Raw genomic sequence first — 12,359 nt, forward strand, 5'->3', positions numbered from 1 at the left:
GTTCTCGGGGACCATGACCCTGGTCCCTCGCCCGCCCGCGGCAGCAGATGGCGTTTCGACCCCCGACCCCCGGCCTCCTCGTCGACAACAAGTACCGCCTCGCGGAGCGCATCGGCGGGGGCGGGATGGGCGACGTGTTCCGGGCGGAGCACGTGCTCGCAGGTCGCGCCGTTGCGATCAAATTCCTGCACCCCGAGCTGGCCGACAACTCCGAGCTCTCCCACCGGTTCTTCCAGGAGGCGCAGGCGGTCAACCGGATCCGCCACCCCAACATCGTCGACGTGATCGACGCCGGCGTCGGTGAGCTCGGTCCGTACATCGTGATGGAGCACCTCGACGGCGAGTCGCTCGGCATGGCGCTCGCGCGCTTCGGCCGCCTCGACATGGAGGCCGCGGTCGGGGTCGCGATCCCCGTGCTGGAGGCGCTCGACGCCGCGCACCGCGCGGGGATCATCCACCGCGATCTCAAGCCCGAGAACATCTTCATCGCCTGCGATCCGAACCGCGGCTCGGCCGTCGTCCGGCTGCTCGATTTCGGCATCGCCAAGGTGCTCGACTCCGACGGCCCATCACCGCGGACGCGCACCGGCGTCGTGTTCGGCACGCCGGACTACCTGTCGCCGGAGCAGGCGACCGGGGAGTCTCCGCTCGACGGGCGCAGCGATCTCTTCTCGGTGGGCGTCCTGCTCTACGAGGTGCTCACGGGTACGCGGCCGTTCCGCGCGCCGACCGCCGTGGCGACGGCGTTCCGCGTCGTGCACGCGGAGGTGCCCACGCTCGCCTCGGCGGGGGTGACCGTCGACCCGAGGCTCGAGGCGATCGTTCAGCGGCTGCTGCAGAAGGATCCAGCGAAGCGCTTCCCGACAGCGGGCGATGTGGTCCGCGAGCTCGAGCGCGTCGCGCCCGACGCCGCCCGGCGGACCACGGCGCTCGGCAGGCTGATCAACGTGCAGCGGCGGATCGCCCTGAGCGTGGGGAGCGTGCCGGACAACGATCGCCAGTCGTCCTCGCGCGAGCGCCAGCGCCCGGGCACGCCCTTCGACCTGAGCCCGCCACCGCCGATGCGCCTCCAGCCGCCGGTCGTCTCCGGCGCGCGCGTCACCGAGGCGCCGCCCGGCCTGCGGCCGTCGTCGGAGTCGGCGAGGCTCGCCCCCGGCGCGACGCTCTCGAGCGCGCTGCGGAACCGGGTCCCCGAGCCCACCCTGCTCTCGCAGCGGGGCGAGTCGCTGCCGACCGTGCGCAGCCCCGACATCGTCCTCCGCGCCGAGCCGACCGTGCGCAGCGCCGATCTCGGCGCGCTGATCAGCCGGCAGCGCGAGACGCGGCGGCCCAACGTCACCCCGGTCCGCCCGCTGCCCGCGCGCTTCGCCGGGCAGTACCAGGTCCGCGGCCCCGTCCTGCGGAGCGTCGACCGGACCCTCGTCGACGAGTACGGGAGGAGCGCGCGCGACGAGGTCGTGTCGCAGATGCCGCTCCGCTACGCCGACGACTTCCGGCACGACTCGATCAACGCGCTCGTCGGCTACGATCTCGAGGCGCTCGACGCGTACATGGAGCTCGCGACGTCGCTGGTCCTGCGCGACCTCGAGCGCTGGCGCGACATCGGCCGGCTCGCCGTCGGGGGCGAGCTGCACAGCCTCGTGCGCACGCTGTTCGCTCGCCCGCTGACCGACATCGCCTCGCTCATGCGCCGTGGGACGTCGATCTGGTCGCGGCTCTTCACGTTCGGGTCGTGGCGGGTGGCGACCGGCCCGACCGGGAGGGTCACGCTCCACATCGGCGACTTCGACCCGGCCTCGCTGCCGCTCCGGCTGTGGGTCGTCGGGATGGTCGAGGAGACGGCGCGACGCGCGTCGGGCGGCGGCGTGAAGGTCACGATCACGCTCGGCGAGCTCGGCTTCACCTCCGAGCTCGCCTGCGAGATCAGCCTCTAGTCCCGCCCGCCAGAGGTCCGGCCATGGATGGCCGGACTTCTGCGCCGCTTCGCGCGGGCGGTCCTGGCTTTGTTTCCGCGGCGCGCTGTCCGCGCGCCGCGCGAGGGCCTCAGGCAGGCTTGCGCGCGCGGTAGCACGCCTGACAGAACACGTCGCGGCCCTCCACCGGCTTGAACGGGACCTCCCCGTCGGAGCCGCAGGACTTGCAGGTGATCGAGAACATCGGACGGGTGCGCGGCGCGCGCGGCGGCGAGGCAGCGCGGCTCGGCGCGGCGGCGACGCGGCGCTCGCCGGCAAACGACGGCGCACGGTAGTTGCCATCGTCGCGGACGGGCGCGCCGCCGCGCGGACGGTGGGCCTGGCGGTGGCTCGGCGCCACCCACGGGGGCGAGAACCCCGCGTACGCGTCCTGCATCGGGCTCCGGTACTCGTTCACGTCGCCCGTGTACCGGGGCTTGCGGGGCCGCACGTCGCCGCGCGCCACGCCGCGGTACCCCCCGTTGCTCCGGCCCGGTCCAGGGCGATGCTGCTGCGCCGCGCGAGCCGCCGACGCGCCGTCCAGGTCCGCGCGATTGTCCTTCCGCGCGCGGCGACACGTCCGGCACCGCTTCGGCGGGGCCGCGAGCTTCCGTTCGGCGTAGACGGCGGCTTCCGCGGCCGAGAACAGGAACGACGTGCCGCAGCTCGCGCAGACAATGTGCTCGTCTCGATGCTGTTCCATGATTCCTCTTTCGTCAGGCCGACGGGCCTTGCAGGCTCACGGGCTCGGGTGCCTTGGTGCCTGGGTGACAGGCGCCCGGGAGCTGCCCCCGCTGCGCCGGAGAAGCGCGTTGCACGCGGGGATCCAGGTGATATCGGTGGGATCGCCCTCTCGATGGGGCACGGGAGTGCCTACGGTGACATGCTGGTCATGGCGGTCAAGCGCGCCGCCACCACGCATCGCCGGGATCGATCGCGCGGCGTGGAGGCTTTGATTTCGAGGTCTCACAAGATACCATCCGCGCGACTTTCATCCGAGGAGCGCAGCTCCCACCGTGACGACCATGAGCCGCCCCCTCCGCGCGGCGCCTCGCAACCAGTCGAAGCAATGAGCCATCCCTCCCTGCACCTCACCGCTCGAGACTTCGACGCGTACGCCGCCGAGAAGGCGACCTCGAAGGCCTACTCGCGCCCCCGGCTGGAGGTGAAGCAGCGCGCGCTCGCCTGGGCGCGCGGCGTCGTCGCCCGGCTCGCCGAGCTCGGCATCTCGGTCGACGTGCATGGCTCCGACGAGCACCCCTCGATCCGCAACAAGCATCGCGCCGACTGCCAGTGGGTCTTCTTCTGGCGCGACCAGGCGGCCCGCGAGGAGCTCGACCGGCTGCTCGATCGCGGCCGCTCGATCTCGGACGTCATCGACGATCCGAGCCCCTACACGCGGCACGCGTTCCTCGCGCTGCGCCTCTCGGAGGGCGAGGTGCAGGTGTGCTTCGCCGTCCACCCGGACGCGAAGGTCGACGTCGACAACCTCCGGGCCCGCCTCTCGGCGAGCGACGACGCGACGGGCGAGCCGACCTCGCTCGCCGCCGAGCTGACGAGCGCGCTGCATGCGCTGCCGGAGCAGTTCTCCTTCGGCGCCGGCGGGGGCGATCGCGTCGACTGCAGCGCGGCGACGCCCGAGGCGATCACCGAGATGCTCCGCCGCGCGGCCGACGGGCAGGTGCCGCTCTGGATCGGCTGGTCGGTGCCGCGCGAGACGGCCGTCGAGCACGCCGACATCCTCGACGAGCAGCTCGAGGACGCCCTCGTCGCGCTCGCCCCCATCTACCGTCTGGTCGCGTGGTCGCGCGAGAACGACCGCATCGCGCTCGACCGCAAGCTCGAGGGCATCGAGCAGGAGCGGGCGCGCGCCCACGCCGAGCTCGAGGCCGAGAACGAGCGGTGGCGCTCCGAGCAGGCCCGAGCGCGCGAGCGATCGATGGAGGAGGCGCGGGCGCGCGGCGACGAGCGCGTGGAGGCGTCCCTCCCCGCCCGCCGGCCGACCCTCGCGACGCTGTTCAAGGCGGCGGGCAACGCCGTCGCCGGCCGCGGGGAGCCGCGGCACACGCCGAAGCACGCCGGAGAGGGCGGCGCGCCGGCCCGGCGACCCCAGCACGCCGAGGCGGAGCCGCAGGCGAAGGGCGGCGCGCAGCCGAGGCCCCAGGCCGAGCCCGCGCGGCGCGCGCAGCGGGGCCCGGCCGGCGAGCCGGACGCGGCGAGGGTCACGCTCGAGCCCGCGAAGGGCGGCGTCGTCGAGAAGGGCAGCCGGGTTCGCGTGCGGCGCGGCCCGTTCGGGGACAAGATCGGCGTGGTGAGCGAGCTCGACGGTCGCGGCGGAGCCCGCGTCCTCCTGGGCCTGCTCTCGACGAGGCTCGAGCTCGACGACCTCGAGCTCGTGGCGGAAAGCAGAGAGCGCCCCGCCCTCTCGACATCCCACCGCAAGCCGCTCGCCCCGACGCCGCGCAGGGCGCGCTGATCGCGGGCCGCGCGGCTCACCTACAATGGCCAAGCGCGATCCATCAACATACCCCATCGGCCTCGGCGCTCAGTTCCGCAGCAAGCTCCCGCTGTACCTCGCAGGAGCGGCGCTGCTCGCGGCGCAGCAGCTCCTCATGGCCAAGCGGGATTTTTTGGTCAAGGACGCCGTCGACGCCGCCGTCGCGCTCCGCTCGAGCGAGGCCTCGAGCGCGGCGCTCCTCATGCTCGCGGTGAGCGTCGGCGCGGCCGTCATGCGCGTCTTCTCGCGGGTCACCATCTTCACGGCGGGCCGCAACGTCGAGTACGAGCTCCGCGCCATCCTGCTCGCGCGCCTGCACAAGCTCGGGCCGGCCTTCTTCCGGAAGATGCCCACCGGCGACATCATGAGCCGCGCGACGAACGACCTGACGCAGGTGCGGCTCTTGCTCGGCTTCGGCCTGCTGAACGTCGTCGGCTCGCTCTTCGCCTTCACGAGCGCCCTGTACGTCATGCTGCACATCTCGAAGCAGCTCACGCTGGCGGCGCTCCTGACCATGCCCGCGCTGATGCTCGTCACCCGCTCGTTCTCGACCCGGCTCTTCGTCCGCACCCGCGAGAACCAGGAGGCGATCGGCGTCATGAGCGACCGCGTCCTCGCGAGCCTCGCGGGCGTCAGGGTCGTCCGCTCGTTCGCGCTCGAGGCGTCCGAGATGGCCGCGTTCTCCGGCACGAACCGGGCCTACCTCGAGAAGAGCCTCGCCCTCGCCAAGCTGCGCGGGTCGATGGGGCCGCTCATGGGGGCGATCGGCTCGGTCGGCGTGCTCATCGTCTTCTGGTACGGCGGCCGGCTCGTGCTGGCGGGGGAGATGACGAAGGGGGACTTCGTCTCCTTCTGGCTGGCGCTGCTGCGGCTCACCTGGCCGATGCTCGCCCTCGGCTTCGTCGCCGCCATCGTCCAGCGCGGTCGCGCCGGGTACGCGCGGCTCAAGGGGATCTTCGACGCGGTCCCCGAGGTCGTGAGCGGCCCGCTGCCCCGGCCCGAGGTCGTCCGCGGCGCGCTCACCGTCAAGGATCTGACGTTCTCCCACGGCGCGCGGAGGGTGGTCGACGGGGTGAGCTTCGAGGTCCAGGCGGGCCGATCCCTCGCCATCGTGGGGCGCACGGGCTCCGGCAAGAGCACCATCGCCACGCTGCTCGCCCGGCTCATGCCCACCCCCCGCGGCACGGTGTTCCTCGATGGCGTCGACATCTGCGATCTGCCCCTGGAGACCGTGCGCGCGAGCATCGGCTACGCGCAGCAGGACGCCTTCCTCTTCTCGACCACCGTCGCCCGCAACATCGGCTACGCGCTCGACGATCCGGACTCGCCGTCCTCGTTCGAAACGATCCGCGCGGCCGCGGCCGAGGCCGAGGTGCTGAACGAGGTGCTCTCGCTGCCGGACGGCTTCGACACGGTCGTCGGGGAGCGGGGCGTGCAGCTCTCCGGCGGGCAGCGTCAACGCGTCGCGCTGGCGCGCGCGCTCGTGCGCGAGCCCAGCATCCTCGTCCTCGACGATCCGCTCTCGGCCGTCGACGCGAAGACGGAGCAGGCCATCCTCGCGGCGATCGAGCGGCAGGCCGCGCGGCGGACCGTCCTCCTGATCACGCACCGGGTGGCGGCGGCGCGGCGCTGCGACGCGATCATCGTGCTGGAGCAGGGGCAGGTCCTGGAGCGTGGCACCCACGAGGAGCTCGTCCGGGCGGGCGGGCTGTATGCGTCGTTCGCCGAGGAGCAGCAGCTCGAGGAGGCACTCGCGACCTTCGAGGCGGCGCCGCCGTCGCGGCAGGTGGGGCTCACATGACGCAGTCGGGTTCTGGACGGGGAGCGGCGATGCGCGCCGAGCCGAGCGGCGGAACGATCGCCGGCGAGGCGGACGCGAGCGGGCCGCGGTCCGCGCAGGCGACGCCGGACAGGCGGCGCCCCGGGGCGAAGGCGAGGTCGTCGAACCGCACCGAGGACGTGCTGAACCGCTTCCACGAGGAGGCGCAGCTCGGCGAGGCGTACGACGCGCGCATGCTGATCCGGCTGTGGCCGTTCGTGCGGCCGCAGTGGAAGCACCTCGCCGTGTCGCTGGGGCTGCTCATCATCACCGCGCTGCTGGCGCTGCTGCGCCCGCTCATCATGCGCGACGCGCTCGACGCCTTCGACGCGCCCGGCGGAATGGATCGCCTCACGCGCAACGGCTTCTTGCTCACGGGCGTCATGCTCGCCGAGCAGTCGCTCGCGTTCCCGCAGCTCTACCTGATGCAGCTCGCGGGCGCGCGCGCGATGGCCGACCTGCGCATGCGCGTCTTCGGGTTCCTGCACACCCGCCGCCTCGGCTTCTTCGATCGCACGCCGGTGGGCCGGCTCGTCACGCGGGTGACGAACGACGTGGACGCCATCGGCGAGATGTTCGCGTCCGGCGCGCTCAACGCGTTCGGCGATCTCATCCGGCTCGCCGTGATCGTGGCGATCATGGTGTCCCTCGACTGGCGCATGTCGTTGCTCGCCTTCGCGGCGGTGCCCCCCGTCGCCATCGGCGTCAACTGGACGCGGCGGCGGATCCGCGACGCGTTCCGGGAGGTGCGGGCGAAGACGGCGAGGATGAACGCGTACCTCAACGAGCAGGTGTCCGGCATGGCGGTCGTGCAGGCCTATGCCCGGGAGGAGCGCTCGGCCGAGGAGTTCGACGAGATCAACTCGGCTTACCGCAGCGCGAACAACCGATCCATCGTGCTCGACGCCACGCTCGACGCGGCCATCGAGATGGTCTCGAGCGTCTGCATCGCCGCGGTGCTCTGGTACGCCGGCGTGAAGAGCCTGTCGGAGCACATCTCGTTCGGGACCCTATTCGCCTTCGTCGCCTACATCGACATGTTCTTCGTCCCGATCCGCGATCTCTCGGCGCGGTACACGCTGCTGCAGTCGGCGATGGCCGGCGCCGAGCGCATCTTCGAGCTGCTCGACAACAAGGACGAGGACGCGACCGCCGTGGCCGCGACGGCGAGCGGCGCCGGCGAAGCGAAGCTCGCGGACGAGGGCGTCGCGTTCGAGCTCGACAAGGTCGAGTTCGGCTACAAGCCGGGCGTGAGCGTGCTGCGGGAGGTCTCCATCGCCGCGAGGAGCGGCGAGAAGGTCGCGCTGGTCGGCGCGACCGGCGCCGGCAAGAGCACCGTCGCGTCGCTGCTGCTCCGCCTCTACGACGTCGAGGAGGGCGTCGTGCGCGTCTTCGGCCGCGACGTCCGCGCGTACCCGCGCGACGAGCTCCGCCGCAAGTTCGCCGTCGTCCCCCAGGACGTGTTCCTGTTCCCGGGCACGGTGCTCAGCAACATCGCGGCCGGCGACGCGACGCCTGACCGCGAGAAGGTGGTGAGCGCCCTCCAGCGCATCGGCGCCCTCGATCTCTTCGAGCGCCGCGAGGGAGGCCTCGACGCCCCGGTGCTCGAGCGCGGCAGCAACTTCAGCGCGGGCGAGCGCCAGCTCATCGCCTTCGCCCGCGCCCTCTACCGCGACCCGCCGATCCTCATCCTGGACGAGGCCACGGCCAACGTCGACAGCGACACCGAGGCCCGCCTCCAGCGCGCGCTCGAGGGCGCCATGGCGGGCCGCACCGCGCTGATCATCGCGCACCGCCTCTCGACGATCCGCGCCGTCGATCGCATCGTCGTCTTCCACAAGGGCTGCGTCGTCGAGCAGGGCACGCACGAGGCGCTGCTCGCTGCGGACGGCGTTTACAGCAAGCTCTACCGCCTGCAGTTCGCCCGCCAGGCTGCGGCCGCGCAGGCGTGACGCGGCGGGCCGCCCCGCCAGGCTGCGGCCGCGCAGGCGTGACGCGGCGGGCCGCCCCGCCAGGCGGCGGCCACGCGGGCGCGCGGCGCACCGAGCCGCACCGCCGCGCTACGGCGACGCCTGCTCGTCGCGGCATTTCCCCGGCGCCGCCTCTTCCGGGCGCGGCGCGTCCGCGTCGTCGTCGCCGCTGTCGTCACCGGCGGAGGCGACGACCAGCAGCCAGTATTCCGAGCAACTGCCGTTCACGACGATGAGCGACTCCTCGTCGATGCAGGGCACCTCGGCCTGGTTACCGGCCGCGTGCGCCAGGGTGCCCGACCGCGTGCCGTCGCGCTCGAACGAGAGGTAGATCTGCCAGGAGCGCGGCACTCTTCCGAGCCCGTGCCGGATGTCGTACCGCATGCCGCCGGGAAAATAGAGGAGCCCCTCCTCGGGGCCGACCTCCCCGTCTCCGTCGTCGTCGCCGTCCCACGCCGACGACATGTACTCACCGCCGACAGACGTGCCCTCGGTGTAGAGCGTGAGCGGATTGGCCTCCGCCGATCGATCACACCGGCTCGACGCGCACCCTGCTGCGAGCGCGGCCAGCACGCCCATCGCGCAGACCGCGCTCCACGTCGGGCGCCGCGCTGCGCCGTCGTCCGCGCCCCGGCCGCGCATGGCTCAGCCGAGCCAGCGCGCGGCGTCGAGCGCGTGGTAGGTGAGGATGAAATCGGCCCCGGCGCGCCGGATCGAGGTGAGCAGCTCGAGCACCGCTCGCTTCTCGTCGATCATCCCGCGCTCCGAGGCCGCCTTGATCATCGCGTACTCGCCGCTGACGTTGTAGGCGCCGAGCGGCAGCGTCGTCGCCTCGCGCACGCGGGCGATGACGTCGAGGTAGACGAGCGCCGGCTTGACCATGAGCATGTCGGCCCCCTCCTCCTCGTCGAGCGCCGCCTCGCGCAGCCCTTCGCGCGCGTTCGCGGGATCCATCTGGTAGCTCGCCCGGTCGCCGAACTTGGGCGCGCAGTCGGCCGCCTCCCGGAACGGCCCGTAGAAGCCGGACGCGTACTTCACGGCGTAGGAGAGGATCGCCGTCTCCTTCAGCGACTCGGCGTCGAGCGCGCGCCGGATCGCGGCGACGCGGCCGTCCATCATGTCGCTCGGCGCGACCACGTCCGCGCCCGCCCTTGCGTGGACCACCGCCGCGCGCGCGAGCACCTCCAGCGTGGCGTCGTTGTCGACGTCCACCACGCCGGACGGGTCTCGCCGGAGCAGGCCGCAATGGCCGTGGTCCGTGTACTCATCCACGCACACGTCGGTGATCACGAGGAGCTCCGGCGCGGCCTCCTTCATCGCCCGCACCGCGCGCGGGACAGGGCCGTCGGCGTCGTAAGCGCTCGATCCCGACGCGTCCTTGGTGCGCGGGAGCCCGAACAGGATCACCCCGCCGATCCCGAGCTCCTTGCAGAGCCGCGCCTGCGCCGCCGCCGCGCTCACCGGCAGCTGCGAGACCCCCGGCATCGTCCCGACCGGGCGCGGCGCGTCGAGCACCTCGTTGAAGAAGAGCGGGAGGATGAGATCCCCCGGCGCGAGGGACGTCTCGCGCACCAGGGCGCGGATGGCGGGCGAGCGCCGGAGCCGGCGCGGTCTCTTCGTGGGGAACACGGCGGCGGAGCATAGCAGCCCTCCGCGTCCGGGGACCGCCCCGGCGCGCCGGGCCGATCGCCCGCGCGCCGCGGATCGGCTAGGGTTCGCCCGCCGCCAGCATGAGACAGGCCCCCGCTCTCCCGTCCGGCCGCGCCCGGTCTGCGCCGCGTGCGGCGCGCGCGCCCGGCGCAGACCGGGCGCGCGGACGCCGCTCATCCGTGCGCTGCGCCGGGGCGCCCGGCGGAGCGCACCATCGACGCGTGACCGTGGCGCGCCGAGGCCACGGCCTGGGGGGGCGGCGCGCCCGTGTCGCCGTCGCCCGCAGCAGACGCCTCGTCCAGCGGCCCTGCGGGCGGCGCCGAGCCGGCGACCGTGACCATGGCGATGTCGGACAGCGGACACCACACGGTCCAGGCCTCATTGCGGACGAAGCTGTCCAGCGGGACCCTTCCGCACTCGATGCCGCGCGCGAGCTGGTCGAGGGTGACCGGCCCGACCGATTGCTCGCCATTGCTGACGTACCATCGGTCCGTGAAGCCACACCCCGAGCTCAACAGCTCCCTGAACAGTTTCACAGATCTCATCGAATGGTCTCCAGAAACCGTCGGATGTTGAATGAAGCGGGCGCGATTCTAGGAACATAACGCAACGAGTCAACCCGACCCCAGGATCGATAGGACAAGAAACGTCTGCCCATGAATGAGCGAGAGAACGACGGGAGTTTGATGGTGCGTCCCAGGCGTCTCGATGCCTCGAAGGCTCCGGAGGGCGGCCACGGCGCCGCGCCTGCGGCGCTCTCGGGGGGGGCGCCTGGCGCGGCCAGGCCGGGCGTCGTGTACCTCGTCGGCGCGGGCCCGGGGGATCCCGGGCTCTTCACCCTGCGCGGCGCGGAGCTCCTCGCGACGGCCGATGTCGTGCTGCACGACGAGCTCGTCCACACCTCGTTGCTGGACGGCGTGCGGGAGGGCGCAGAGGTGCGCTCGGTCGGCAAGCGCGGCGGCGATCGGGTCGCGAAGGACGCGAAGCAGGCCGAGATCGACGCGGAGCTCGTCGCGCTCGGGCGCGCGGGGCGCAGCGTCGTCCGCCTGAAGGGCGGCGATCCGTTCCTGTTCGGGCGCGGCTCGGAGGAGGCGGAGGCGCTCGCGCGGGCCGGGGTCCCCTTCGAGGTGGTGCCGGGTGTGTGCTCTCCGCTCGGCGCGACGGCCTACGCGGGCATCTCGCTCACCCACCGGAACATCGCCTCGAGCGTGATGATCGTCAGCGGCGTCACGCGGGCGGGCAAGCCGTTCGACTGGAGCGAGCTCGCCTCGGTCCGCGGGACCATCTGCGTCCTCATGGGCATGCAGGCCATCGACGCCGTCGTCGCGGGCCTGCTCGGACCGGGGCGCCGCGAGCCCTCGACGCCCGCGGCGGCGATCCAGTGGGGCACCCGCGCCGAGCAGCGCGTCGTCACGACTCGCCTCGACGACCTGCCCCGCCGCATCCGGGAGGCGGGGCTAGAGAGCCCCGCGGTGCTCGTCGTCGGCGCGGTCACGGGCCTGCGCGACGCGCTGCGCTGGTTCGACCGGAAGCCGCTGTTCGGCAAGCGGGTGCTCGTGACCCGGCCGCGCCACCAGGCGCGCTCGACGTCGAGGCTCATCCGCCAGCGAGGCGGCGAGGCGGTGGAGCTCGCGACCATCGAGATCCACCCGCCGCCCGACCCCGCGCGCGTCACCGAGGCGGTCCGCGGGCTCTCCGGGTACCACCTCGTCGTGTTCACGAGCGAGAACGGGGTGGCCAGCTTCTTCGGCGAGCTCACGCGGCTCGGCATGGACGCGCGCGCCTTCGGCGTCGCCCGCATCGCCGCCATCGGCGCCGGGACGGCCGCCGCGCTCGCCGGTCGCGGCATCCGCGCCGACATCATCCCGAGCGAGTTCCGGGGCGAGGAGCTCGCGGAGGCCATCCTCGCGGATCCCGTGCTGGCGGAGCGCAGGAAGGCCCCTCCCCCGGTGCGCGTCCTCCTTCCGCGCGCGCTCGTCGCGCGCGAGGTCCTGCCCGAGCGCCTGCGCGCCGCGGGCTGCGAGGTCGATGTCGTGCCGGTCTACGAGACCCGCCCCGCGCCGGCGGAGCGCCGCGACGAGCTGCTCCGGGCGCTCGGGGCGGGGCAGATCGACGTCGTGCTGCTCACGTCGAGCAGCACCGTCGACAGCCTCTGCGATCTCCTCGGCGACGACGCCGCGGCGCGGCTCGACGGCGTGCTCGTCGCGAGCATCGGGCCGATCACGACCGCGACCGCCGAGAAGCGAGGGCTCCGGGTCGGGGTCACCGCCGAGGTGAGCACCATCCCAGGGCTCCTGGACGCGCTCGATCGACACCTCGCATCGCTGCGCTCCAGCACGACGACCGCCGTGTAGCGCGGGCGCTCGACGCGATGGCGGCCCGACCAGAACGGCTCGTGGCCCGTGGCGGCTTGAAGCAAAAAAGCGTCGCAGCGGACCTGGGGGGGGAAGGTCTCCGCTGCGACGCTCGCC

General features: G+C 73.0%; 9 protein-coding genes. 5 read left to right on the plus strand and 4 right to left on the minus strand.

The features are described 5' to 3' along the window. Positions 1 to 47 precede the first annotated feature (47 nt). A complete protein-coding gene (locus WMF31_RS36470; RefSeq protein ID WP_436606364.1) occupies positions 48 to 1,934 on the plus strand; it encodes a serine/threonine-protein kinase in 1,887 nt (628 codons plus the stop codon). 109 nt (positions 1,935 to 2,043) lie between these two features. Here WMF31_RS36470 and WMF31_RS36475 read toward each other — a convergent pair whose 3' ends face one another. Beyond that, complete coding sequence (locus WMF31_RS36475) at positions 2,044 to 2,655, minus strand: zinc-ribbon domain containing protein (protein WP_436606365.1); 612 nt, start codon at positions 2,653 to 2,655, stop codon at positions 2,044 to 2,046. 366 nt (positions 2,656 to 3,021) lie between these two features. Between WMF31_RS36475 and WMF31_RS36480 the strand changes: the two genes are divergently transcribed. Genes WMF31_RS36480 through WMF31_RS36490 form a run of 3 tightly spaced genes read left to right on the plus strand, consistent with a single transcriptional unit; the run spans position 3,022 to position 8,220 of the window. Then, positions 3,022 to 4,428, plus strand: coding sequence for a hypothetical protein (locus tag WMF31_RS36480; RefSeq protein ID WP_436606366.1), 1,407 nt, complete (start codon positions 3,022 to 3,024; stop codon positions 4,426 to 4,428). A gap of 25 nt (positions 4,429 to 4,453) precedes the next feature. Next, the gene (locus tag WMF31_RS36485; protein ID WP_436606367.1) at positions 4,454 to 6,250 is read left to right on the plus strand and encodes an ABC transporter ATP-binding protein; all 1,797 of its coding nucleotides are present in this window, start codon (positions 4,454 to 4,456) and stop codon (positions 6,248 to 6,250) included. 29 nt (positions 6,251 to 6,279) lie between these two features. Next, entirely contained in the window at positions 6,280 to 8,220 is a 1,941-nt protein-coding gene (locus tag WMF31_RS36490; RefSeq protein WP_436606368.1) for an ABC transporter ATP-binding protein, read from the plus strand. A 108-nt stretch (positions 8,221 to 8,328) separates the two neighbouring features. Here WMF31_RS36490 and WMF31_RS36495 read toward each other — a convergent pair whose 3' ends face one another. The 3 genes from WMF31_RS36495 to WMF31_RS36505 all read right to left on the minus strand — a co-directional run bounded on the left by WMF31_RS36495 (position 8,329) and on the right by WMF31_RS36505 (position 10,433). After that, the gene (locus WMF31_RS36495) at positions 8,329 to 8,880 is read right to left on the minus strand and encodes a hypothetical protein (protein WP_436606369.1); all 552 of its coding nucleotides are present in this window, start codon (positions 8,878 to 8,880) and stop codon (positions 8,329 to 8,331) included. A gap of 3 nt (positions 8,881 to 8,883) precedes the next feature. Continuing rightward, positions 8,884 to 9,867 (minus strand): porphobilinogen synthase, encoded by a 984-nt coding sequence (gene hemB / locus WMF31_RS36500; RefSeq protein ID WP_436606370.1) that lies wholly within the window; start codon positions 9,865 to 9,867, stop codon positions 8,884 to 8,886. Between the two features lie 194 nt (positions 9,868 to 10,061). Continuing rightward, on the minus strand, positions 10,062 to 10,433 hold the full coding sequence (locus WMF31_RS36505; protein ID WP_436606371.1) for a DUF4339 domain-containing protein: 372 nt from the start codon (positions 10,431 to 10,433) through the stop codon (positions 10,062 to 10,064). 111 nt (positions 10,434 to 10,544) lie between these two features. Between WMF31_RS36505 and cobA the strand changes: the two genes are divergently transcribed. Further along, positions 10,545 to 12,242: a uroporphyrinogen-III C-methyltransferase gene (gene cobA, locus WMF31_RS36510; RefSeq protein WP_436606372.1), complete on the plus strand. Its 1,698-nt coding sequence runs from the start codon at positions 10,545 to 10,547 to the stop codon at positions 12,240 to 12,242. Positions 12,243 to 12,359 lie beyond the last annotated feature (117 nt).

Source organism: Sorangium sp. So ce1036 (assembly GCF_051369805.1).
Lineage (GTDB): Bacteria > Myxococcota_A > Polyangia > Polyangiales > Polyangiaceae > Sorangium > Sorangium cellulosum_F.

What these genes read in the sequence shown, in the direction of transcription:
- cobA (WP_436606372.1), top strand. Translation starts at nt 10,545, where the DNA reads ATGAATGAGCGAGAGAACGACGGGAGTTTGATGGTGCGTCCCAGGCGT.
- WMF31_RS36495 (WP_436606369.1), bottom strand. Translation starts at nt 8,880, where the DNA reads ATGCGCGGCCGGGGCGCGGACGACGGCGCAGCGCGGCGCCCGACGTGG.
- WMF31_RS36480 (WP_436606366.1), top strand. Translation starts at nt 3,022, where the DNA reads ATGAGCCATCCCTCCCTGCACCTCACCGCTCGAGACTTCGACGCGTAC.
- WMF31_RS36475 (WP_436606365.1), bottom strand. Translation starts at nt 2,655, where the DNA reads ATGGAACAGCATCGAGACGAGCACATTGTCTGCGCGAGCTGCGGCACG.
- WMF31_RS36470 (WP_436606364.1), top strand. Translation starts at nt 48, where the DNA reads ATGGCGTTTCGACCCCCGACCCCCGGCCTCCTCGTCGACAACAAGTAC.
- WMF31_RS36490 (WP_436606368.1), top strand. Translation starts at nt 6,280, where the DNA reads ATGCGCGCCGAGCCGAGCGGCGGAACGATCGCCGGCGAGGCGGACGCG.
- WMF31_RS36505 (WP_436606371.1), bottom strand. Translation starts at nt 10,433, where the DNA reads ATGAGATCTGTGAAACTGTTCAGGGAGCTGTTGAGCTCGGGGTGTGGC.
- WMF31_RS36485 (WP_436606367.1), top strand. Translation starts at nt 4,454, where the DNA reads ATGGCCAAGCGCGATCCATCAACATACCCCATCGGCCTCGGCGCTCAG.